Annotated in this window: 20 protein-coding genes; 8 read left to right on the forward strand and 12 right to left on the reverse strand. The window is 59.6% G+C overall.

The genetic code is table 11. The features are described from left to right. Positions 1-7: 7 nt before the first annotated feature. The 7 genes from BWR59_RS22435 to metE form a co-directional block, all read right to left on the reverse strand. A complete protein-coding gene (locus tag BWR59_RS22435; protein WP_081567814.1) occupies positions 8-928 on the reverse strand; it encodes a PfkB family carbohydrate kinase in 921 nt (306 codons plus the stop codon). Beyond that, a complete protein-coding gene (locus BWR59_RS22440; protein ID WP_081567815.1) occupies positions 918-2,387 on the reverse strand; it encodes a cytosine permease in 1,470 nt (489 codons plus the stop codon). The genes BWR59_RS22435 and BWR59_RS22440 overlap by 11 nt, the downstream gene beginning before the upstream one ends. Before the next feature lie 168 nt (positions 2,388-2,555). After that, positions 2,556-3,572 carry an ADP-ribosylglycohydrolase family protein gene (locus BWR59_RS22445; RefSeq protein ID WP_081567816.1) on the reverse strand — a complete coding sequence of 339 codons (1,017 nt, stop codon included), beginning with the start codon at positions 3,570-3,572 and terminating at the stop codon, positions 2,556-2,558. Further along, positions 3,569-4,282, reverse strand: a complete 714-nt coding sequence (locus BWR59_RS22450; RefSeq protein WP_081567959.1) for a GntR family transcriptional regulator — start codon at positions 4,280-4,282, stop codon at positions 3,569-3,571. Before BWR59_RS22450 ends, BWR59_RS22445 begins: the two co-directional genes overlap by 4 nt. 168 nt (positions 4,283-4,450) lie before the next feature. Then, positions 4,451-5,134, reverse strand: coding sequence for a DsbA family oxidoreductase (locus BWR59_RS22455; protein WP_081567817.1), 684 nt, complete (start codon positions 5,132-5,134; stop codon positions 4,451-4,453). 90 nt (positions 5,135-5,224) lie between these two features. Then, entirely contained in the window at positions 5,225-6,217 is a 993-nt protein-coding gene (locus BWR59_RS22460; protein WP_081567818.1) for an alpha/beta hydrolase, read from the reverse strand. Positions 6,218-6,454: 237 nt separating this feature from the next. After that, positions 6,455-8,767, reverse strand: a complete 2,313-nt coding sequence (gene metE / locus BWR59_RS22465) for a 5-methyltetrahydropteroyltriglutamate--homocysteine S-methyltransferase (RefSeq protein ID WP_081567819.1) — start codon at positions 8,765-8,767, stop codon at positions 6,455-6,457. A 107-nt stretch (positions 8,768-8,874) separates the two neighbouring features. Here metE and metR point away from each other — a divergent pair, with 107 nt between their 5' ends. Continuing rightward, positions 8,875-9,792 (forward strand): transcriptional regulator MetR, encoded by a 918-nt coding sequence (gene metR, locus BWR59_RS22470; protein WP_081567820.1) that lies wholly within the window; start codon positions 8,875-8,877, stop codon positions 9,790-9,792. A 167-nt stretch (positions 9,793-9,959) separates the two neighbouring features. Here metR and BWR59_RS22475 read toward each other — a convergent pair whose 3' ends face one another. From BWR59_RS22475 to BWR59_RS22485, 3 genes are all read right to left on the reverse strand, one after another. Then, positions 9,960-10,364 carry an NUDIX domain-containing protein gene (locus tag BWR59_RS22475; RefSeq protein ID WP_081567821.1) on the reverse strand — a complete coding sequence of 135 codons (405 nt, stop codon included), beginning with the start codon at positions 10,362-10,364 and terminating at the stop codon, positions 9,960-9,962. Continuing rightward, complete coding sequence (gene ddlA, locus BWR59_RS22480; protein WP_081567822.1) at positions 10,361-11,452, reverse strand: D-alanine--D-alanine ligase; 1,092 nt, start codon at positions 11,450-11,452, stop codon at positions 10,361-10,363. The genes BWR59_RS22475 and ddlA overlap by 4 nt, the downstream gene beginning before the upstream one ends. A 265-nt stretch (positions 11,453-11,717) precedes the next feature. Beyond that, positions 11,718-11,987: a type B 50S ribosomal protein L31 gene (locus BWR59_RS22485; protein ID WP_081567823.1), complete on the reverse strand. Its 270-nt coding sequence runs from the start codon at positions 11,985-11,987 to the stop codon at positions 11,718-11,720. A 202-nt stretch (positions 11,988-12,189) separates the two neighbouring features. On the opposite strand from BWR59_RS22485, the gene BWR59_RS22490 reads away from it, so the two are divergent. Continuing rightward, complete coding sequence (locus tag BWR59_RS22490) at positions 12,190-12,555, forward strand: hypothetical protein (protein ID WP_081567824.1); 366 nt, start codon at positions 12,190-12,192, stop codon at positions 12,553-12,555. Positions 12,556-12,645: 90 nt separating this feature from the next. On the opposite strand, the gene BWR59_RS22495 is transcribed toward BWR59_RS22490, so the two are convergent. Both BWR59_RS22495 and BWR59_RS22500 read right to left on the reverse strand, forming a co-directional pair. Beyond that, positions 12,646-13,980: an APC family permease gene (locus tag BWR59_RS22495; RefSeq protein ID WP_081567825.1), complete on the reverse strand. Its 1,335-nt coding sequence runs from the start codon at positions 13,978-13,980 to the stop codon at positions 12,646-12,648. Between the two features lie 126 nt (positions 13,981-14,106). Further along, entirely contained in the window at positions 14,107-14,928 is an 822-nt protein-coding gene (locus tag BWR59_RS22500; RefSeq protein WP_081567826.1) for a carbon-nitrogen hydrolase family protein, read from the reverse strand. 134 nt (positions 14,929-15,062) lie between these two features. Here BWR59_RS22500 and BWR59_RS22505 point away from each other — a divergent pair, with 134 nt between their 5' ends. From BWR59_RS22505 to BWR59_RS22530, 6 genes are all read left to right on the forward strand, one after another. Then, positions 15,063-15,875: a LuxR C-terminal-related transcriptional regulator gene (locus tag BWR59_RS22505; RefSeq protein ID WP_081567827.1), complete on the forward strand. Its 813-nt coding sequence runs from the start codon at positions 15,063-15,065 to the stop codon at positions 15,873-15,875. A 78-nt stretch (positions 15,876-15,953) separates the two neighbouring features. Next, entirely contained in the window at positions 15,954-17,567 is a 1,614-nt protein-coding gene (locus BWR59_RS22510) for an FMN-binding glutamate synthase family protein (protein ID WP_081567828.1), read from the forward strand. A 158-nt stretch (positions 17,568-17,725) separates the two neighbouring features. Continuing rightward, positions 17,726-18,184 (forward strand): helix-turn-helix domain-containing protein, encoded by a 459-nt coding sequence (locus tag BWR59_RS22515; protein ID WP_081567829.1) that lies wholly within the window; start codon positions 17,726-17,728, stop codon positions 18,182-18,184. After that, the gene (locus BWR59_RS22520; RefSeq protein ID WP_143490906.1) at positions 18,184-18,681 is read left to right on the forward strand and encodes a PIN domain-containing protein; all 498 of its coding nucleotides are present in this window, start codon (positions 18,184-18,186) and stop codon (positions 18,679-18,681) included. The genes BWR59_RS22515 and BWR59_RS22520 overlap by 1 nt, the downstream gene beginning before the upstream one ends. Positions 18,682-18,936: 255 nt before the next feature. Next, the gene (locus tag BWR59_RS22525) at positions 18,937-20,082 is read left to right on the forward strand and encodes an OpgC domain-containing protein (protein ID WP_081567830.1); all 1,146 of its coding nucleotides are present in this window, start codon (positions 18,937-18,939) and stop codon (positions 20,080-20,082) included. Between the two features lie 238 nt (positions 20,083-20,320). Then, positions 20,321-23,446, forward strand: coding sequence for a transglycosylase domain-containing protein (locus BWR59_RS22530; RefSeq protein ID WP_081567831.1), 3,126 nt, complete (start codon positions 20,321-20,323; stop codon positions 23,444-23,446). Positions 23,447-23,661: the final 215 nt, after the last annotated feature.

Raw genomic sequence — 23,661 nt, forward strand, 5'->3', positions numbered from 1 at the left:
TACAGGGTTATCCGCCAATCAGCTCATCAACCTCATCGGCTTTCGGTGCGGTCGCAGGCCCCCAGCGGGTCACGGCAATCGCCGCTGCCGCGTTAGCGCGCAATGCGGCCTGTTCCGCTGATAGCCCCGCCGCCAGCCCGGCCAGCAATACACCGGCGTGAGCATCCCCTGCACCGTTGGTGTCGATGGCGGTGACCGGGAAACCCCGCACATGGCGCGTTTCCCCTTGCTGACGAATCCAGCAACCCTGAGGCCCGTCACGCACGACGATCAGTGCATCGTCGTTCAGCCACTGCGCCAACTGCTCCAGTGCATCGGCGATGACTTCGCAGTCGGTGAAGCGCAATGCCTCTTCGCAGTTGCTGGTCCACAAGGTGATCAGAGGCAGCACCGCCTGCATCTCGGGGCCGTCCGGCGAGTTCACCAGCGGACCGGGATCGAACACCACTCCCGCACCTTTGGGCAGCTCGCACAGCCACTCCAGCAAAGTCGAGACTTTGTGCTTGTGCAACAGGCTGTAGCCGCTGACGCACACATAATCCTCAGGGAGCACCGTGACGCTGCGCAGGTCCTCGCGGGACAACCCGCCTTCGGCGCCCACGTAAGAGATGAACGAGCGCTCGGCGGACGGTTCGATCAACGCGACCGACAAACCGGTGTCCTGATCATCGGACCCCGGCGTTGCGATTTCGATACCTTCGGCAGCCATCGCCTGACGCGCCAGGTCGCCGAAGCGACCCGAACCGTGACGCCCTAGATAGACCGTCTGCATGCCGTTTCGACAAGCAGCGGCCATCACGTTGAAACCACCTCCGGTCTCGAACTTCGCCGAGCTGGCGAGCACATCGCCGCCTGAGCGTGGCAAGGCATCGAGCGCCATGACCAAGTCAACCACGACCTGGCCTGTGTAGAGCAATCTAGCGGGCATGAGCAGCCTCTTCGGGAACGACGCGGCGGTCGCGAGAACCCCCGAGAATGGCATACAGGCCGCCAGCGACCACGAAGGTCACGATCCAGCCCAGACCGTTGTGGCCAAACCAGGAGTCAGACAGAAAGCCTTTGAACAACACGTTGTCCGCAGTAGTGGCGACAGTGGTGAAGCTGAACCCCAAAACAATCGCCAGCGCCCAGGATCCCAGCGCTCGCCACTCGATCCCGCCGCGATACCAGTAGGCGCTGCGTGGCGACACGTCCATCAGATCCTTGGCCGAGTAGTAATGGCGATGGATCAGATCGACGACGAAGATCCCGACCCACGCGGTGATCGGCACGGCGAGCATCGAAATGAAGGTGATGAACGGGCCATAGAAGCTGTCGGCGATCAGCATGAAGTAGATCGAACCGGCGAAGATCGCCACGATGTCGACGATCACTGCGTGAACGCGCTTGATCTTCAGACCCAAGGTGAGCGTGGTCAGCCCGGCCGAATACACCGACAGATTGTTCGACAGCAACAGCCCGCCGAAGGCCGTGATCAGGTAAGGAACGGCCATCCAGGTCGGCAGCAATTCGCGGATCGCGATGATCGGGTCCGTGGCCGACGCCAGGTGATCGTTGCCCACCGACAGCAAGCCGCCGAGAGTGATCAGCAGTACCAGAGGAATGCCCGCACCGAATGCCGCCGAGGCGACCAGGCGAGTGGCTTTGACGCTGCGGTGTTGATAGCGCGACATGTCGGCGCCCGCGTTCGCCCAGCCGATGCCGGTGCCCGCCGCCATGGTGCCCACGCCGATGATCATCGCGCTGAGGGGGGCCGGGGTGGCATTGAATACCGCAGTCCAGTCGATGTGTGCGATCAGGAAACCGCCGACAATGATGTTCAGTGCGCCAAAGATGTACGTCGCCCATTTCTGGATGACCAGCAGCGTGGCGTGGCCCAGTCCGGAAACGGTGAGAGTCATCAGTACGAAAATCGCGATGAACAGCAGGGTCAGGCCCGGCGAGTTTTTCGCCTCGACCGCCGTACCGAACAGAATCGAGCACAGCGACAGCAACACGAAAGCAGCCGTGGTGGTGTTGACCGTTTCCCAACCCAGGCGCGACATCAGCGAAACGATGGTCGGACCGATATTGCCGCGCACCCCGAAAATGGCACGCGAGAGGGTCAGACTGGGCGCACGGCCGCGTCGGCCTGCGATGGAAATAACCCCCACCACAGCGAAGGAGCCCGCCGCTCCCAGAATCGCCACGATGATTGCCTGGCCAATGGACAGCCCGCGAAAGGCCACCAGCGTCGCACCCAACGGCAAGCCGAGAATGCTGATGTTGGCCGCGAACCAGACCCAGAACAGTTGCAGCGGATGGCCGTTGCACTCGTTTTCCGGAACCGGCTCGATGCCGCGTGTTTCAAGTTGTCCTGCGCCTTGACTGGCGTTGGATGACGTCATGGGAAATGCTCCTGTTGCCATTTGTTCTGGTTGTGGGCAGTACGCAAAGCAAGTGACGTCCATGTCGCTGGGGCTTTTTCTGACAACGAGGCGCCCCGAACCTGCGCCGAATCCAGCGCAGGTATATGTCTCTTATTCATTTCAGCCAATCAGCAGGCTGGCGTCGGCTCAGACCGCGCGCAGGGACAGCAAATGCTCGACCAGTGGATAAAGTTCGAGTCCATTCACGGTTTTGATCTGTTCAATCAGCTCATCAGGCCAGGCGGACATGCCCTCGCAGGCGCCCAGCATCGCACCGAGAATGGCTGCGATGGTGTCGGTGTCGCCGCCCAGACTGGCCGCCATGCACACCGCGTCGAATGCCGATAACTGCGCCGACGCCACTTGATGAGCCAGGGCAAAGGCTGCGACCACCGACTCCTGGGAGGCCACCGAAGTACCGATGACGTCGTAGACCATTTCAGGCAGCTGTTCATTGCTGCACTCGGCGCAGAGCTTTTTCGCCCAGACGATCCGCGCCGCGATTCGCCCGCCCGCGATCCAGTGGCCATGGCGCTCGGCGCGCTGCGCAATACGTACACCAATCTCCAGCGCATCGCCCAGACTGGCGCCATTGATGCCCGCCGACACCACGGCGGCCACCGCCGCCGCGCTGGAAATCCCCAGGTTGGTGTTGTGGGTCACTTGGCAGGCCTGCATCACTGACTGGACAAATTGCTCCTCGTCGACCACGTCGGCGGCAATCCCAACCGGGGTGATACGCATGGCAGCGCCATTGGTAGTGCCGAAACGCCCCGCTTCTTCGGGGCTATGGCCCGCCAGGATCATCTCGATTGCGCGCTTGGTGGAGGGGCCAAGCAAATCCTGAGATCCCTTGGCCTGCATCACCGCTTCCCAGTCGATCAGGCTCTGCGCCAGATCCGAAGGCTCGATGCGCCCTCCTCCGGCCACCAGCAATTCGGCGACCAGCACCGCCTGTTCCGTGTCATCGGTGATCGAGCCCGCGACCATGTTCGGCGCGATGGGCTGATCGGCATCGGCTGCGGTCAGCGTGGTAATGCGATCAAAGCGTTGCTTGATCTGCTCGCGACTCAACGATTGCGTGGGCATGCCCAGCGCATCGCCTAAAGCCAGGCCGTAAAAAGCGGCCAGAGCGCGGTCGCGAATGTCGATCAATGCAGTCATGTAGACGATCCAAATGCCAGGTGAAGTCGAAAATGCACGGGGTCCAGAAGACTTTCCACGTGCTCCATGAAACGTTGTCGTCGGTCGAAGGTGGTGCGGATCGCTTTGAGAAACACCGAACCCGGCTCACGCAGCATCAGCGCTGCATCGTCTTTGCTCAGCGGCTCGGCGCCGATCCATTGATCACCGCGATCACCTACATAACCATGAGCGGCCATGGTTACGGTCAGCGAGTCGTCGATCAGCCCGTCGCGTGGCAGGTTTTCCAGCCCGTCGACCGCCGGAATCAACACACGCTCCAGCGACACCACGCTGCCGTCCGCCGCCGTGCGACGACGGTCCAGCGCAATGAAATCCGCCGTGCCGAACCGGGCTTGCAGATCGGGACGTTGCACCGCGACCAGGCGCAGAATCTCGGTGCTGACCCTGGCGCCAGTGTCGGCCAGTGCCTGCGCCCACCCTGCGCGTTGATCCAGCGAGATTCCGTCGTAGGTCACGATGGAGCCGACGCCGGTCTGGGTCGCGATGTAGTTGCGGCGTTTGAGTTCGGACAGCGCCTCACGCAACGTGCCACGGCTGACGTTGAATTCCTGAGCCAGCAGATTCTCGCCGGGCAACAATTCACCGGACCCCATCTGCCCGGTTTCAATGCGTCGCGCCAGCTCATCGACCACGCGTTTTTTCTTGTCAAATCGAACCTGTCTAATCATGTACAAATTGATATCCGAGTTGGGGAATGGGAGCAAGTGATTTTTCATTTGCAATCCGGAATTTGTTACAGCTGTTACATCGCGTTGCGAGCGATTTCGCTCCACAAAGGTCGAGCGAAACCCTGTGAAAACGAGCTTGCTCGCGGGTGCATCAATCAGCGTAGACCATCATTGAGCAGGGTTAACCACACTGCCCTGCTCGCTGACGATCTGACGAATGGCGCCAACGAACACGTCCACAGGCTGACCACCGGTGACGGCGTATTGATCGTTAAAGACGATTGTCGGCACCGAACTGACCCCGCGCGAGGTCCAGAGCTGTTCCAGCGCGCGCACGTCATCGGCGTACTGGCCTGAGGTCAGCACCTCTTCGGCACGAGCGCGGTCCAGGCCGACTTTCTGCGCGACATCGGCCAGTATCGAGTGGCTGGACACATTGGCGTGCTGGCTGAAATAGGCTATGAACAGGGCTTCCTTGAGGGCGTGCTGCTTGCCTTCGTGCTTTTTATCTTCGAGCGCAGCCCAATGCAGCAGGCGATGGGCATCGAAGGTGTTGTAGATACGCCGTTCGCCCTGCTTGAAGACAAAACCCAACTCCGCGCCGCGCTCACGGATGTTTTCGGCGTTGGCCTTGTACTGCTCCTGGGTCGAGCCGTACTTCTGGGCAATGTGCTCGAAGATCTCCTGACCCTCGGGAGCCATCTTCGGGTTGAGTTCGAACGGCTGGAAGTGGATCTGCGCCTGAACCTCATCACCCAGATGCTCAAGGGCCTGATCCAGTGCCCGCAGGCCGATGATGCACCAGGGGCAGGAAACGTCAGAGATGAAATCGATTTTCAGTGGAGTGCTCATGGCAGCCTCGTGCGAAAGAGGAAAAGTCGCACGATACGCCTAAGTGGCCCGGGTAAAAACCTGTAGCCGTACACCTGCAGAGGGAGCACTTCAGAGTTGCGCCACGTGGGAAGCATCCTCGCGGTGTTCTCGCAGATACGGCAACACCGCCGCCAGCAGTGGCGCCTTGAATGCTTCCTGGAAACGGTGGGCCAGGCCAGGAATCAGCTTCAATTGACTGCCCTGAATGTGCGCGGCGACATGTATGCCGTGCATCACCGGCAGTAACGGATCGGCCGTACCGTGTACCACCAGCGTCGGAACACGCAGGCGATTCAACAGTTCCACCCGGCTTGGCTCCGCGAGAATCGCCAGAATCTGGCGTTTTACACCCTCTGGATTGAACGCTCTGTCGTAGGAGAGAGCCGCTTGTTGCAGCAGCTTTTGCCGATCATCCTTGACCTCCGGACTTCCCAGCGCTGCCAGAAGGTCAGCCTGTTGTTCCAGAGCGGTCTGACGATCAGGCGCGCCACGGCGGGCAAGCAATTGCAGCAGCGCAGGGCTGGGCATTGGCAGCCCCGGCGCACCGGAGCTGGTCATGATCAGGGTCAGGCTCTCAACGCGTTTGGGCGCCATGTCCGCCAGATGCTGAGCGATCATGCCGCCCATGCTTGCGCCCAGTACATGGAATTGCTGAATGTGCATGGCGTCCATCAGGCCCAGAGCATCCTGTGCCATGTCGGTCAGGGAATACGGTGCCGACACCGGCAGACCGATCTTGTAGCGCAACACCTCGTACGTCAGGTTGGCGCTTGCAGGTGCCTGAACCCAGGTCGACAGGCCGACGTCGCGGTTGTCATAGCGAATGACCCGAAAGCCTTGCTGACACAGCGCGACGACGACCTCGTCCGGCCAATGGATCAACTGCCCGCCCAGCCCCATGACCAGCAGCAGTGCCGGGTCCGAATCACGACCGATACTTTGATACGCCAGGTGCACCTCATCGAGCTCGGCCACTTGCGTGGGAACGTTGACATCGCATCGAGAAGCCGCAAAAGACGGCAAGCTGCACAAGAGAGCAGCCAGGAAAAATAGAACCCGCATGAAAAACACCGAAACGCAGAACCCCAGTAGGCCGCGAGTCTGATGAAGTTTTTAAAAGCGCGCTGCCACAGTTGCATGACATTTTGATGAAGGGGGCCAGACGGTAAGAAATCCTCCAGAACCAACAGGCCAGGGGGCCCCGGAAATAGTCTGTAGCGGCACGGCATGTCGGCAGTGACGGATTCAAGATCGCCACCGCCCGCAAGCCATGCTGTTACAGACATTGCGTCACATCGCTCAGGCCAGTTCAGACCGCAGCTGCCGCGCCGCCGCAACCATGTTCACCAACGCAGCCTCGGTTTCAGGCCAGGCGCGTGTTTTCAGGCCGCAATCGGGGTTGACCCAAAGACGCTCGGCCGGAATGCGCTGCACCGCCTTGTTCATCAGCTTGACCATCTGCGCCTTTTCCGGGACTTGAGGCGAATGGATGTCGTAGACGCCGGGGCCGATGTCGTTCGGGTAATCGAACGCCTTGAAGGCTTCCAGCAGTTCCATATCCGAACGCGAGGTTTCGATGGTGATCACGTCGGCATCCATGGCCGCGATGGACTCGATCACATCGTTGAACTCGCTGTAGCACATGTGGGTGTGGATCTGGGTTTCATCCCGCACGCCCGAGGCGCACAGACGGAAGGCTTGCACCGCCCAGTCCAGATATTCGTTCCACTGCGCGCGACGCAATGGCAGCCCTTCGCGGAACGCGGCTTCGTCGATCTGCACGATCTTGATGCCGGCGCTTTCCAGGTCCACCACTTCGTCCCGGATTGCCAGCGCCAGCTGCTGTGCCTGAACCTTGCGCGACACATCTTCGCGCGGGAACGACCACATCAGCATGGTCACGGGCCCGGTCAGCATGCCTTTCATGACTTTGTCGGTGAGGCTCTGCGCGTACTCGATCCAGCTGACGGTCATCGCCTGCGGACGGCTCAGGTCGCCGAAGATCACTGCCGGCTTCACGCAACGGGAGCCATAGCTCTGCACCCAGCCGAAACGACTGAAGACGTAGCCTTCCAGTTGCTCGGCAAAATACTCGACCATGTCATTGCGCTCGGCCTCGCCATGCACCAGCACGTCCAGGCCCAAGCGTTCCTGGATTTCCACCGCATGACGAATCTCGGCGCGCATCGCATCGTTGTAGTCGTTGGCCGACAGCTTGCCCTGCTTCCACGATTGACGCGCCAGGCGGATCGATGCGGTCTGTGGGAACGAGCCGATGGTGGTGGTCGCAAACGCAGGCAGATTCAGACGAGCACGCTGCACTTCAATGCGTTCGGCAAAGGCTGACTGACGCTGACTGTCGGCAGCTGTAATGGCGGCCAGGCGCGCCTGTACCTCAGGCTTGTGAATGCGCGACGACTGTCTGCGGCTCAGTTGCACGGCACGGCTTTCGGCAAATGCTGCCTGTACGCGCTCGGCCTGAGGCTCGTTCAACGAAGCGCTGAGGATGGAGATTTCAGTGCACTTCTGTTTGGCAAATGCCAACCAGCTTTTCAGCTCGGCATCGAGCTGGTCTTCGCGCTCCAGATTGACCGGGCTGTGCAACAGCGAGCAGGAACCGGCCACCCAAAGGTTGTCGGCGAAGCGCAGTTGAGCTTCGATCAACAGCTCACGAGCCGCTTCCAGATCGCAGCGCCAGACGTTACGCCCGTTGACCACACCCAACGACAGCACTTTGTAACTCGGCAGGCGATCCAGCAGTGTCGATAGTTGCTCAGGGGCGCGCACCAGGTCGACGTGCAAGCCGTCCACCGGCAACGAAACTGCAAGACCGAGGTTGTCTTCCAGACCGCCGAAGTAGGTCGCGATCAGCTTTTTCAGCGGTGAATATTGAAGGCTGTGATAGGCGCGTTCGAACGCGTTCTTCCACTCTTGTGGCAGGTCCAGGCTGAGGATTGGCTCATCGATCTGCACCCACTCCACGCCCTGCCCGGCCAGACGACCGAGGATTTCGCCGTAGATCGGCAGCAAGCGGTCGAGCAATTCGAGCTTGTCGAAACTGTCGCCCTTGACCTTGCCCAGCCAAAGGTAGGTCAGCGGGCCGATGATCACCGGCTTGACCTTGTGGCCCAATGCGCGGGCTTCGTCGACTTCCTCGAACAGCTGCTCCCAGCTCAGTTTGAAGCGTTGATCCTGAGTGAATTCCGGGACGAGATAGTGGTAGTTGGTGTCGAACCACTTGGTCAGTTCCTGGGCATATTGCGCCTTGTCATGACTTGCGCCGCAGCAGGTGTTGGTGGCGCCACGGGCCATGCCAAACAGAGTATCGAGGGTCGGCAGGCCTTTGTCGTTGCGTAGGTCGTTAAAGCGCTCCGGGATGACCCCGAAAGTCAGCGAATGGGTGAGCACCTGGTCGTACCAGGCGAAGTCGCCTACAGGCAGCAGATCGATGCCTGCGTCTTTCTGCAACTGCCAGTGGGTCGCACGCAGCTCTCGTCCTACAGTTTGTAGCGCGACCTGATCGAGGTCGCCTTTCCAGTAGGACTCAAGGGCTTTCTTCAATTCGCGATCAGCGCCGATGCGCGGAAATCCAAGGTTATGGGCCAGGGCCATGACGACAACTCCATTCAAAATATGGCGCCATTGTCGACACTCGCGGTTACATGAGACAAACTCATTGTTTTCGTGTTGATCACAAAATACATTCATGGAGCGCCACGGTGCTTGAGATACGCCACCTGAAAACCCTGCATGCGCTGCGCGAGGCCGATAGCCTGGTGGATGCGGCCGATCGTCTGCATCTGACCCAGTCCGCGTTGTCCCACCAGTTCAAGGAACTGGAAGAGCGCATGGGCATGCCGCTGTTCGTGCGCAAGACCAAACCGGTGCGTTTCACCAGTGCTGGCCTGCGTCTGCTGCAACTGGCTGACTCGGTCCTGCCGCAATTGCGCAGCGCCGAGCGTGACATTTCCCGTCTGGCGGGCGGTGTCGCCGGGCGCTTGCATATGGCGATCGAATGCCACAGCTGTTTCCAGTGGCTGATGCCGACCATCGACCAGTTCCGCGATGCATGGCCGGAAGTGGAGCTGGACCTGGCCTCGGGTTTTGCCTTTGCCCCGCTCCCTGCCCTGGCCCGCGGCGACCTCGATCTGGTGGTCACCTCGGACCCGGTGGATCTGGCAGGCATTACCTACGTGCCGCTGTTCACCTACGAGGCGATGCTGGCGGTGGCCAACCAGCATCCATTGGCGAGCAAGCCTTACGTGGTGCCTGACGATCTGGCCACCGAAACGTTGATCACCTATCCCGTGGAGCGGGATCGTCTGGACATCTTCACCCGTTTCCTGGAGCCAGCGGACGTTGAACCAGCACAAGTGCGCACTTCGGAGCTGACCGTGATGATGATGCAGCTTGTCGCCAGCGGCCGAGGCGTGTGTGGGATGCCGCACTGGGCGCTGCACGAATACAGCTCACGTGGGTACGTGAAGGCGAAGCGGCTGGGTGAGAAAGGTCTGTTTGCCACGTTGTACGCAGCGATCCGCGCAGACATGCTGGATGCGCCGTACATGCGCGATTTTCTGCTGACGGCCAAGGACACGTCGTTCTCGACGCTGGATGGGGTGAGTGCGGTGCGATGAAAAACCCAACGCAGGTTACCGCGTTCGTTACTTTCCAGCGCGACCTTATACCTGTAGCAGTCCCGCTTGCCGGCGGCAGCGGTCTTGAGCCCGTCACCGCCGGCAAGCTGGAGTACTACAGGGTATCCGACACCCACAGTATCAGTGTCAGCACGGAACAGAGAAAATCAGGCGCTTTGCAGACGTCTGTACAACGGCAAAATCGAATCCCGGGTCAGCGGCGCCAGATGAAGGTGATCGATACTTGCGGCGTCGACCCAGACAATCTCCTCGATCTCTGCCGCTGGCACCACTTCCTGCTCGACGTGCAACTGGTAGAGCTGGCAATTCACCTCAAATCCGGGCTCATTGGCTGCAACAGCCGAGAACTCGCCTAGAAACTGCGCATGTTCTGCCGCGATGATCAGTCCCAACTCTTCGTGCAGCTCTCGCACCAGCGCTTCGGCGGCGGACTCGCCAGCGTCGATCTTGCCGCCGGGTTGCATGAACGCCTGAGTACCGCGCTTGCGCACCAGCAAAGTCCGGCCATCCGCGCCAATTAACAACGCGGCAGCGATGCGAATGACCTTCACAACACCACCTCGGTTTTCAGCGCGCGGTTTTCTTCGGCGCGTTCCAGAGCCAGCACGATCAGGCGGTCGATCAGCTCCGGATAGCTCAAGCCACTTGCCTGCCAGAGTTTCGGGTACATGCTGATTGAGGTGAAACCGGGAATGGTGTTGACCTCGTTGATGATGATTTCCCGCGCCTCAGTGACAAAGAAATCCACCCGCGAAAGACCGGCGCAACCGAGCACACGATAGGCCTGCAAGGCGACCTCACGCACTGCGTCGCTGAGGTCCTGCGGCAACTCGGCAGGAATCGCGATACGCGCCTGACCGTCGTTCAGGTACTTGGTGTCGTAAGCGTAAAACTCGTCGTTGGCGACCACTTCACCGCACACGCTCACCTGCGGCTCATGATTGCCCAACACTGCGCATTCCACTTCGCGACCGACGATGCCCTGCTCCAGCAGCACCTTGTTGTCATAGTCGAATGCCAGCTTCAAGGCTGCGGCGTAGCCGGCTTCATCAGTGACCTTGCTCACGCCGACGGACGACCCCTGGCTCGCGGGTTTGACGAAAAGCGGCAGGCCCAGCTGTGCAGAAACGCTGACGAAATCCACGGACTCACCGCGATGCAACACCACGAATGGCGCGACGCTGATGCCGGCATCTCGCAGCAGGCGTTTGGTCACGTCCTTGTCCATGCACGCGGCCGAGCCAAGCACATCGGGGCCTACGAACGGAATATCGAGCAGACGCAACAGGCCCTGCAGCGAGCCATCTTCGCCATAGCTGCCATGGATCAGCGGGAACACCACGTCGATCCGCGGTACCTCGAGGCCCCTTTCTACCTCGACGAACTGCGGCCCTTGAGTGCCAGGCATCAACGACAGCCGGCGGCCCGATTCGCTGAGCCTGATATGCGCAGGATCATTAGGGTGCTGCAGGTAATCGCGCTCGTCGAAACGCAGCCAATGGCCCTGTTTGTCGATGCCGATCAGGGTCACGTAATAGTTGTTGCGATCAATCGCGTTGATCACGTTGCGCGCCGATTGCAACGACACTTCATGTTCGGAGGATTGCCCACCAAAAACGATGGCGACTGACTTTTTCAAAGGGAGAAGCTCCTGGATTACAGGTCGCAGAGCTAAAAGCAATTTGCGTCGTTAGTCCAGTGCCAAGGGCATTCGGTTGACGGAATGCAGGGGGGCTTAAGGCGTGAAGGCGTGCCGTTTTGTGGGCAAATCCGAAATTTTCGGTGTTGCCCGTTTGGGCTCCGGCTAACCCAGCCCCGTGTCAGGATCACCCCTCCCCAAACAAAAAAATCCCGCGCTCCGGGAATTCGTCATACGAAACCCCAAAGCGCGGGAATCACCAAGGTCACTCAGCCTTCCTGGCACCCGACCCAAACGTCGCAAACCGCTTGTTGAAGCCCGCAATACGGCCTTCAGTCGTGGTCTTGCGCTGCTGCCCGGTGTACATCGGATGCGACGCACTCGACACATCGAGCGCAACGTAAGGGTAGGTATTGCCATCGCTGTGCTTCTGCGTGCGGTCAGTATCGACCGTCGAACCGATCAGAAAATACACATCGGCAGCGGTGTCATGGAACAGAACCTGACGGTAGTCGGGATGGATATCGGCTTTCATGGCGCTCTCCAGATTTAAGTGATCATGTAATACGTTATACAGTAACAAACTGTAAAAGTTCAACCGCCGACTTTTTTGTAACGGTTACAACTTTCAGCTTTGCCCACACCTCGACTGCCGCTAACGTTCGCGCCGCCGACAAAAAGCCCACCCGGGCCTCCATCGGAAACGGAATGAAAAATCATCACCAGGAGGTTGTGCCATGCATGTCATCGATCGCTACGAACTGACCATTCCCGGCCACATGCGACTGGTCGACGCCCGAAGTGCATTGAATGATCTGGAGCGCTTCGTCGAGCGCAGTGAAGGCCAACTGGACCGCGACCTGCTAGGCGAGAAGCTGGAGCTTTTGGTCGAGGCGCTGAACGACGCCGCCGACGACACGCGCCCCATAGACGGTCATGACGCGTTCATGCGTCAGGCCTGCGAGTGGAATTACATTGCACTGTCGCACAGAGAGCACGAGGTACTTCAGGAATTGCGCAGTTGCAGTGCCGAGGGTCAGGAAGACATTTTCCGGATGATCAGCGACACCCTCGATCGCAAACCTACCCGCGTCCCCCTGTAGCGTTCAAACATCGGCACTGTGGACCTTCGACATACGAGCAAATACATCTGAAACAACGGAGCGCGCCATTGCAGCGCGCTCCGCTTTGCATCACGCCGCTTCCTGGAAATCCATTTCGGGCGGCTGACGGCGGAAACCACCGGTGAGCCAGGCCAGGTAGATGCAGCCCAGTACAAGCCAGCTGACGCCGAGCATGATTGCCAGCTTGTCGAGGCTGACCATCAGCCACAGGTCAGCCAGCAAGCCGATCAGCGGGCAGATCAGGAACAGCACCAGCTCGCGCAACCCGCGTTTTTCGCCAGCGATCCAGTAATGAAAGATCACCGACAGATTGACCAGACTGAACGCCAGAAACGCACCGAAGTTGATGAAAGACGTCGATGTCGTCACGTCCAGTTTCAGCGCCAACAGCGCGACCACAGCGCAAAGCAGGATGCTATTGACCGGCGTGCCGAAGCGCTCGCTCAAAGCGGCGAAGAACGACTTGGGTAATACGCCGTCGCGGCCCATGGCGAAGAGCAGGCGCGAACCACTGGCCTGAGCCGAAAGCCCCGAGGCGAACTGGCCGACGATCAGGCCGATCAGGCCGATCAGGAAGAGGGTCACGAACAGGTCACCACCGATGTTACGAGCGATCTCGTACGCGGCGGAGTCAACGTTTTCGAACTGCGCCGACGGATGCGCCAGCTGGACGAAATACGACACGCCGACAAAGATCAGGCCACCGATCAAAGTGATCAGCATGATCGCCTTGGGAATGGTGCGACGCGGGTCTTTGGTTTCTTCGGTCAGCGTACTGACTGCGTCGAAGCCCAGGAACGAGTAACAGGCAATCGCCGCACCGCTCATGATCAGCGGCATCTGCATGTCACCGTTGAAGAACGGCGTCAGGGTCCACAACGGCTTGCTGGCATCACCGCCGATGTAATGGATGCACAGCACAACGAACGCAGCCAGCACCAGAAACTGCACGATCATCAGCAAGGCATTGACTGTATTGGCCAGTTTCAGGCCCACGATGTTGATCAGGCTGGTGATGACGATGAACGCCAGGACCCAGACCGGCTGAGGAACGGAGGGAAACGCCGAACCCAGATACGCCGCGCCGATCAGCCAGATCGCCATCGGCAGGAACAGATAATCGAGCAACACCGCCCAACCGGCGATGAAACCCAGCTTAGGGCTGATGGCCTTGCGCACGTAGCTGTAGGCAGAGCCTGCAACGGGGAACGCTGCAGCCATGCGGCCGTAACTCATCGCGGTGAAAAACATCGCCACCAGCGCCGCCAGATACGACGCCGGAACCATGCCGCCGGTGGACTGTGCAAGGATGCCGAAAGTCCCGAGCACGATGATGGGGGTCATATAGGCGATGCCAAACAACACCACCGACCCTAACGAAAGGGTGCGTTGCAAACGAGCCATGAGCGACTACTCCGAATTTATAGGTTTTATGGCAGAGAAAAGTTCGGCAGAACAAAGGCGTTTCTATTATTGAGAGCTGCTGATCACTCGCCGTCGCAGCACGGCGGCGATCAGTCATTTGTTCTTTTAGTTTTTTGGAATCATCAATTCGCGCACGCCATTGGCATGCTCGATCACTTCGCCCGGCAGGCGCAGGCGCTGGTCGTCGAGGTAGCGGTAGTCACGGCGCGCGGCTTGCAACTGGCTCAGGTCGAGTTCCGCGCTGAACTGGCATTCCTCGCGGCCTGCTTCCTGCAACAATGTGCCGAACGGGTCTACCAGTGCGCTGCCGCCGGCGAACACCAGGCCGCCATCGCCTTCGCCGACGCGGTTGACCATCAGTGCGAACGCCTGGTTTTCCTGCGCGCGGGCCATGATCGCAGTGCGGTGGGTCGGGCCGTACGGGTCCATGTTGCCGTTGGTGACGATGATCAACTCGGCGCCCAGCTGTGCCAGCGCTCGGGCCGATTCCGGGAATTCGATGTCGTAGCAGATCAGCATGCCTACCCGCAGCCCGTTCCACAGACAGGTGGCGTAACGGTCGCCAGGCGTGAAAACACCGCGGTCGGACGCCCACAGATGGGTTTTGCGATAGCGCAGCGCGATGCCTTCAGGGGTAATCAAAAGCGTGGTGTTGTAAAAACGGCCGTTGTCGCTTTCGGCAATGCCAATCACCACAGAGATGTTGCGCTCGCGAGCGGCCTGTTGCACGGCCTGAACGGTCGGGCCGTCCAGTGGCTCCGAGATCCGGGAGACAGTTTCGCTGGAGGGGAACCCCATCAGATGAGTTTCCGGAAACACGATCAGCGCAGTATCGCTGGCGCAGGCTGCAATCGCGGCCAGTGCGCGTTTCAGGTTATGGCTCGTGCCATTGTCCTGGCCCGTCAATTGGGCAAATTCGACCTTCATGGGTTCTCCTTATCGCGTCACGTTGCCGATCGGCCACAAAACGCTGGCCTGATCATTGGCTCTGCGGGCAGTATGCGCATCAGCACGTGTTACGGGGTATTACGCAGCTGTAGTAACCCAATAGGGGTAGATCAATGACAATCGCACTTCAGGACATCGCCTGGCATCGCTCGGTCGCGCAATTGATCGAAGCGCTGGACCGGCCGAACTTCTGGGCCCAGCTGGTGCGCCTGCTCGATCAATACGTCAGTTTCGATAGCTGGGTCGCGCTGCAATTCAGCTCAGGTCAGCGCCCTCAAGTGTTCGCCGAATGTCCCGCCGAAGACGGCAGCCCGGACCAGCTGTTTCAGGACTACCTCAAGGGCCTGTACCTGCTCGACCCTTTCTATATCGCCAGCCGCGAGCGCTCGCAGAGCGGCCTGTTCCGCCTCGCCGAAGTGGCACCTGAGCACTTCGAGCTGACCGAGTACTATCAGCGATACTTTCGTCTGAATGTCGTAGCCGACGAAATCCAGTTCAATTGCCAGCTCGACAGCGACCGCACACTTTGTCTCTCGTTAGGTTCGACTCAGCGCTTCAGTGCCGAACAGATCGCGCTGCTGTCGATGGTCCAGCCATGGGTGATTGCCCTGCTTCGCCAACGGCTGCCATTCGAACTGGCGGACACTGTGTCCGATGTCGAACCGAACTTCGCGCAGTTGCCGACCAGCGATTGGCGCACCCAACTGGAAGCCTCCGTGCAGCAAAGCCGAGGCGCACAGCTGACCGCCCGTGAACTGGATGTCGGGCGCCTGATGCTCAGCGGATGCTCAAGCAAGGAGATCGCGCGCAAACTGGAAATTTCTGCCGAAACCGTGCGCGTACACAAGAAACATATGTACAGCAAACTCGGAATCAAATCGCAGTCCGAGCTGTTCTCGATTTTTCTTCAGGCGCAGAGCGCTTGAGGCAAAGGTAAAAAGTCTTGCCGAAAAAAGGCGCGGTACAGCGTCCCCATTAACCGTGTAAAGACCCCAAGGTTGCCTATGAGCCTGTCCCTATTAAGCCGTTACGCCTTTTTCGTTGGCTGCGTGCTATTCACGCTATTGAGCTTGCCGTTCCTCTCTCACGAATGGCTCTGGCCGTTCACCCTCACTACCGCGATCCTCAGCCTGATCGGCATTTTCGACCTGATCCAGGTCCCGCATTCGGTGCGTCGCAACTACCCGATCCTGGGCAATATCCGCTACGCCGTCGAAACCATTCGCCCGGAAATTCGCCAGTACTTGCTTGAGTCCGACAGCGACGCCCTGCCCTTTTCCCGCGCCCAGCGCTCGCTGGTCTACGCACGAGCCAAGAATGAAACGGCAGACAAACCGTTCGGCACGCTGATCGATGTCTATCAGACCGGCTTCGAGTTCATCAGCCATTCCATGCGCCCGGCGCCGCTGTCCGACCCGAACCTGTTTCGCGTCACCGTGGGCGGGCCGCAGTGCACGCAGCCGTATTCGGCTTCGATCTTCAACATTTCTGCGATGAGCTTCGGCTCGCTCAGCGCCAATGCGATTCGTGCGCTGAACAAGGGCGCCAAGCTGGGCAACTTCGCCCACGACACTGGCGAAGGCAGCATCAGCCCGTACCACAGAGAAAATGGCGGTGACCTGACCTGGGAACTGGGCAGCGGCTACTTTGGCTGCCGCACCGAAGACGGCCGGTTCGACCCAGAGCGCTTCGCCAAACAGGCACAGGATCCGCAGGTGCGGATGATCGAGATCAAGATGAGCCAGGGCGCCAAACCCGGCCACGGCGGCATCCTGCCCAAGCACAAGGTCACGCAGGAAATCGCCAACACCCGTGGCATTCCCATGGGCGAAGACTGCATTTCACCGTCACGCCACAGCGCGTTCTCCACGCCCTTGGAAATGATGCAGTTCATCGCGCAATTGCGTGAGCTGTCGGGCGGTAAACCGGTGGGTTTCAAGTTCTGCCTTGGCCACCCCTGGGAATTCATGGGCATTGCCAAGGCCATGATGGAAACCGGCATCCTGCCTGACTTCATCGTCGTCGACGGCACCGAAGGCGGTACGGGCGCGGCACCTGTCGAATTCACCGACCACATGGGCGTGCCGATGCGCGAGGGCCTGTTGTTCGTGCACAACACGCTGATCGGTCTCAACCTGCGCGACAAGATCAAGCTCGGCGCCAGTGGCAAGATCGTCAGCGCGTTCGACATCGCCAGCGTGCTGTCCATCGGCGCCGACTGGGCCAACTCGGCGCGCGGCTTCATGTTCGCCATCGGCTGCATCCAGTCACAAAGCTGCCACACCAACAAATGCCCGACCGGTGTCGCCACCCAGGATCCTCTTCGCCAACGCGCACTGGTAGTCCCGGACAAGGCCCAGCGCGTATTCAACTTCCACCGCAACACCCTGCACGCCCTGGCCGAAATGCTCGCCGCCGCAGGCCTGGACTCACCGGATCAACTGGAAGCCAAACACCTGGTGCGCCGCATGTCCGCCACCGAAGTCAAACAATTCTCCCAATCCCACGTGTTCCTGCAACCGGGGCAATTGCTCAACGGCATCGTCGATGACAGCTTCTACTCCCGCACGTGGCGCATGGCCCGGGCGGACAGCTTTGAGCCCAATGAGATTGATTGATCTGATCAGCTGACACCACCGCTTGCAGGCTGACGTATCCACTACTTCTGCTTCAGCAAGCGGTTTCACAAACTTCTCGATAATCCCGTTTCGTTTATTGCGTTTTCGTTTATTTCGAATAACATCATTGCAACCTGTACAGAGCAGATGGCGCCGAAATGAACGCATCCACCCTTTCCACCTTTCCCGAAGCCCGGGAGGTCGCCGCTGCCGTGCAAGGCCAGCGAGATCTGGCGGCTTTCCTGACGACTAAAACCGACACACAACGAATCGAAATCTACGATGCCGAAAACGTTGCTCATGCGGTAGAACTCCCCACCAGTGCTCTGCGCCTACTCGTAGATATTCTGGGTGAACTGGCGTTGGGCAACTCGGTAAAGGTTGTGCCGGTGCATGCTGAACTTACCACCCAGGAGGCGGCAGACCTTTTGAATGTCTCTAGACCGCACCTCGTAAAGCTGCTGGAGAACGGTGCGCTCCCTCACCACAAGACCGGCAGGCACCGCAGGGTGTTGTTTTCGGATCTCATGGCGTTCAAACAGGAGCGCGATGAAAACAGTCGACAGGCCATGGATGACCTTGCCCGATTACCAGAAGAGCTCGGGATGGGCTATTGATGCGGCACTCGCCTTTTACAGCTATCTACGATGCATGCGTGCTTTATCCTGCCCCTCTGCGAGACCTACTGATTCGCCTTGCTGGCAAAGGACTGTATCGAGCCAAATGGACCGCCGAAATAGACGATGAATGGAAACGCAACCTCCTGCTCAATCGCCCGGACTTGACGCGCGAACAACTCGACCGCGTTTCCGAACTGATGATCCGGGCCGTGCCCGACGCTTTGGTCACCGGGCATCGTTCACTCTGCGCCGGCCTTTCGCTGCCGGATCCGGGGGATGTTCATGTTGTGGCGGCAGCCATCCGTTGCAATGCCGAGGTCGTGGTGACGTTCAATCTTCGAGACTTTCCAGCTTCAGCCTTGGACGAGTTCGAGATTGAAGCCCAGCATCCCGATGAGTTAGTCATGAATCTATGGGATCTTGATCAGGCGGCGGTATTGGCCGCTGCCGCGCAGATGCGTCGGGCGATGATCCGCAATCCGTATTCGCCGTAACAATTCATCGACTGCATTTACCGACAAGGTCTGCCACTGACAGCCACCACATTACGAGACTATTGCTCTCTTCTTTGAAACGCTTAAGAAATTGAACCCTGCCAAGATCTTTCGAGACATTCTGTAATACCCCCCTTTTGCATTTACCCCCTGAAACCGCCACCCTTCGCGCCGCCGATCAGCCCCGGCTGGCGGCGCGGAACCAAGGCCCCTGCGGCCACTCTTCTTTAAACAGACTTGCAAGAGCCCACCGTCATGACGAACGGACGCGACCATCGAATCGACTTCTTTCGAGGTTTGGCGCTGATCTTCATTTTTTGGGATCACGTACCGGACCACCCTTTCGCGCAGTTGACCCTGCGTAACTTCGGCTTCAGCGACGCGGCTGAAGTCTTCGTGTTTCTCGCCGGTTATGCCGCTGTCCTGGCCTATGGACGTGTCGCTCAACGCGACGGCTACGGTGTGGCGTGCCTGCGTATTCTGCGACGCACCTGGGTGCTCTATGTCGCGCATATATTCCTGCTGACGCTGCTGATGGGCATTGTCTTCGTCGCCAACAACCACGTCGAAACCCGCGACATGGTGCGCGAGATGGGGCTCGAATATTTCGTCGGCAATCCGCAACAGGCGCTGGCAGACGAATTGCTGCTGCGTTTCAAACCCAACCTGACCGACCCTCTGCCGCTGTACATCCTGCTGATGGGGGCGCTGCCGCTGATTCTGCCGATCATGATGCGAAGCGCTGCCGTGGCGGTGGGCCTGTCGATCACGCTTTACATGATGGTGCCGTTGTTCGGCTGGAATCTACGCGCCTATGAGGGCGGCGGTTTTTGGTATTTCAATCCGCTGGCCTGGCAGTTGATCTTCGTGCTCGGTGGCGCGCTGGCCATGTACACGCAACGGCGTTCAGTGCCTCGCACCACTGCGACGCGGCCGTCGTGGCAGCAGCCGCTGTTTCTAAGTGCTGTCCTGTACCTGCTGATTACCGGCACCATCGCCTTCCTATGGAAGTTCCCGGCAGTGCATGACGCGCTGCTGCCCAAGACGTTTACCGACTTGATCTACCCGATCGACAAGACCAATCTGTCGCCGCTGCGGCTGATCCATTTCATCGCGCTGGTCTATATCGTGGCGAAACTGCTGCCAGGGTCACACAAATGGATCGACAACTGGCCGGCTCAACAAACCTGTCGCATGGGCCGCTATTCGCTGGAAATCTTTTGTCTGGGTGTACTCCTTGCCCCGCTGGCCGACATGGCCAACGCACTGGCTGACGACGCTTGGCAGATGCGCGTGATCACTGCGCTATTGGGGCTGGGCCTGATGTTGCTGCTGTCCAATTGGCTGGAGCTCAATAAGCGTTTGGGAAGCCCGAAAACAGCGGCCGCCGCGCGAGCCTGATCCAGCCCCGCCCCATACCAGCAAGGCTTGCTGGTGGTTTCGGTCTTCCGGCCGCCACCGCCGGCAAACCGTGCTGCTACAGGAAAAACCTCCCCTCGCCCGCCACCCTCGCTGCCCTAAGCAATACAAACATGCAGCCTGCCTCCAGCGTATCTCACGTTACAAAATCTTCACCATCCCCGCTCAGCGTCTAAGCTTGTAGTCAGGTGCGATTAACAGGTTTAACCGGGCCAACGATATGGGCGCTTTGTGGCATTCCGATGCAAAGAAGGCTGCGGTCAAGGCTGACAGTCAGGGGGACGTTCCAATGCCCGCAAGCCCAAGCCACTGGCGACACGTGTGGCGTGCGCTGGCGGTGTTGGTGCTGGTGGCATTGGTGATCCTGGGATTTGCCATTTCGGTAGAGAGCCGCAGCTCGAAGCTGCAGGCCCGCGAATTCAGCCAGTTTGCGCATAACCTCAGCTATGCGTTGGAGCCAGGGCCAAGCGACGCGATTGTGTATCCCGGCGATGGCCCGTTCGACAAGCGCCTGGGCTATTCCTCTCTGGGCGATTTCCTGCCCCGGTTGCTCAAGCGCGACTATCGAATCATCGAGCAAGCGCATTTCTCTCCCGAGCTGCTCTCCTACGCCAAACGAGGCTTTTTCGTTCCGTATCAGGAAAAGAGCCAATCTGGCCTGACCATCGCCGATTGCCGCGGGGATCCGCTGTATCAGTACACTTATCCGCAGCAGTTGTACCCGAACTTCGCAGCCATCCCGCCCGTGCTGGTAAACAGTCTGTTGTTCATCGAAAACCGCGACCTGCTGGACCCTCGGCAGCCCTTGGCCAACCCGGCCGTGGACTGGCCGCGGTTCCTCAAGGCGGCCATTTCTCAGGTCGCCAAAGTGATCGGTTTGCCAGGCCAGTCTGCCGGGGGCAGCACGTTGGCGACTCAACTAGAAAAGTATCGTCACTCGCCCGATGGCCTGACGATATCCGGCGGCGAGAAGATTCGTCAGATGATTTCCGCCAGCGTGCGCGCCTATCAACCCGGCCCGCAAACGCTGGAAGCTCGGCAACGCGTGGTGCGTGACTACCTCAACAGCGTGCCGCTTTCGGCGGTGCCGGGGCATGGCGAAGTGCATGGCATGGCCGAAGGCTTGCGCGTCTGGTATGGCGCTGATTTCGACCGCTCCAATCAGTTGCTGATGGCCCCGGCCAAGGATGCCAAGACCCTCGCTGCGCAAGGCCTGGCCTTGCGTGAGATGCTGTCGCTGGTGATCGCGCAACGACGCCCCTCGCACTATCTGGCCAAAGGCCGCAAGGAACTGGCGGACCTGACAGACAGCCACATTCGCCTGCTCGCCCAGAACAAGGTGATTGAGCCGACACTGGCCGATGCCGCGCTGGCTTCCACCGTGACCTACCGCGACTGGGTACAACAACCGACAGTCACGCCGATCGAGACCAACAAGGGCATTACGGTCGCGCGGACTCGCTTGTCGAATATGCTGGATCGGCCACTCTACGACCTAGACCGCCTCGATCTCTCAGCCACCAGCACCCTGCAAAGCGATCTGCAGGTCAGCGTCGGTCAATACCTGCGCGATCTGGCCAATCCCGAGTTCGCTGGCAAGCTCGGCCTGCTTGGCGAACATCTGCTGACGCCGACCAGCACCCAGGCCGTGCGTTACAGCTTCACCCTGTTCGAGCGCGACGCGGATGGCTCGCGGGTACGGGTGCAGACCGACAGCACTGACCAACCGTTCGACATCAACGAGGGCAGCAAGCTGGAACTGGGCTCCACCGCGAAAATGCGGGTGCTGACCACTTACCTGCAAATCCTCTCCGAGTTGCATGACAAGTACGCCGGCATGAGCAACGCCGATCTGAAGAAGGTCCCGGTCGAGGATCCTGACCGACTGAGCCGCTGGGCGCTGGACTACCTGATGCAGAACAAGGACCGCGACCTGTCGAAAATGCTCGCCGCAGCCCTGGACCGTAAATACTCCGCCAGCCCAGGTGAGTATTTCTTCACTGGCGGAGGCATGCACCACTTCAACAACTTCCGCAGGGAAGACAATGACCGTAACCCAACACTGCGCGACGCTCTGCGCGAATCAATCAACCTGCCGTTCATACGCTTGATGCGCGATGTGGTGCGCTACACCACCTATTCAGGCCCCAACAACAGTGCGGTGCTACTCAAGGACGACAGCGACCCCAGACGTCAGGAGTACCTGGCCGAATTCGCCGACCGAGAAGGGACATCGTTTTTGCTGCGCTTCTGGAAGCGCTACAAGAACAAGACCACTCAGGATCGTCTCGATACCTTTCTCGATGGCGTCCATCCATCGGCCAGTCGCATGGCCGCGGTGCATCGCTACCTCTTGCCGGATGCCACGCAGAGCGCGTTCAACGCATTCGTTCGGGCTCATGTGGTCGCCGACAAGCGCCAGCCGCCGCTGAGTGAAAAACGCCTCGACGACCTGTATTACGCCTATGGGCCAGGCAAGTTCGATCTGCCGGATCAGGGCTTTGTCGCCCGCGTTCACCCGCTGGACCTGTGGCTTGTGGGCTATTTGCTGCAGAACCCGGATGCCAAGTTCAAGGACGCCGTGGCGGCCAGTCGTTTCGAGCGTCAGGAGGTGTACAGCTGGCTGTTCAAGAGTCGGCACAAGAGCGCCCGCGACAGCCGTATTCGCACCATGCTGGAGATCGAAGCGTTCCTGGATATTCATCAGCGCTGGCAGCGTCTGGGCTATCCCTTTGACCATCTGGTGCCTTCGCTGGCAACTGCAATCGGCAGCTCTGGCGACCGCCCCGCCGCGTTGGCAGAGTTGATCGGGATCATTCAGAACGACGGCATTCGTTTGCCAGTGCTGCGCATCGACAGCCTGCATTTTGCCGCCGATACGCCCTATGAAACCAAACTGACCAACAACCCCGAACTCGGCAAACGCGTGCTGCAATCGGAAGTGGCGACCGCCATGCGCGAGGCGCTGTCGCAGGTGGTCGACGCGGGTACCGCAAGGCGCGTCTCGGGCAGCTTCAAGACTCTGGACGGCACGACGCTGGCGATGGGCGGCAAGACTGGCACGGGCGACAACCGTATCGAGAGTTTCGGTTCTGGCGGACGCATCATCGCGTCCAAGGCGATCAACCGCACCGCGACGTTCGTGTTCTATATCGGCGACAACCATTACGGCACGTTGACCGCCTATGTGCCCGGGCGGACCGCTGAAAGCTTCAAATTCACCTCGGCATTGCCCGTCCAGGTTCTCAAGGGCATGGCGCCGATTCTCAATCGCTACCTGGAGCCGGGGACGTATACCCAGTGCAAGGCTCCGGAGGCAACGCAAGTGGCGAGCAACTCGCTCTAGGCCCCGCCACCGTGCGTCGTCCATCGTCCATCGTGGGAGGGAGCTTGCTCGCGAAGAGGCCAGTGAGTCCGACAAATCCTCCTCGCCTGAGGCCGGGTATTCGCGAGCAAGCGCCCTCCTACAGGTCTGCTTTCCAGGCCTGCCTCATCTGTGCCTTGCCCCTTCTCCCACGCAGACTTTTGACGTACAGATGAGAACCGTTCGTCTTTATCCCT

This window comes from Pseudomonas sp. Bc-h (assembly GCF_002080045.1).
In the GTDB taxonomy this organism is placed as follows: Bacteria; Pseudomonadota; Gammaproteobacteria; order Pseudomonadales; family Pseudomonadaceae; genus Aquipseudomonas.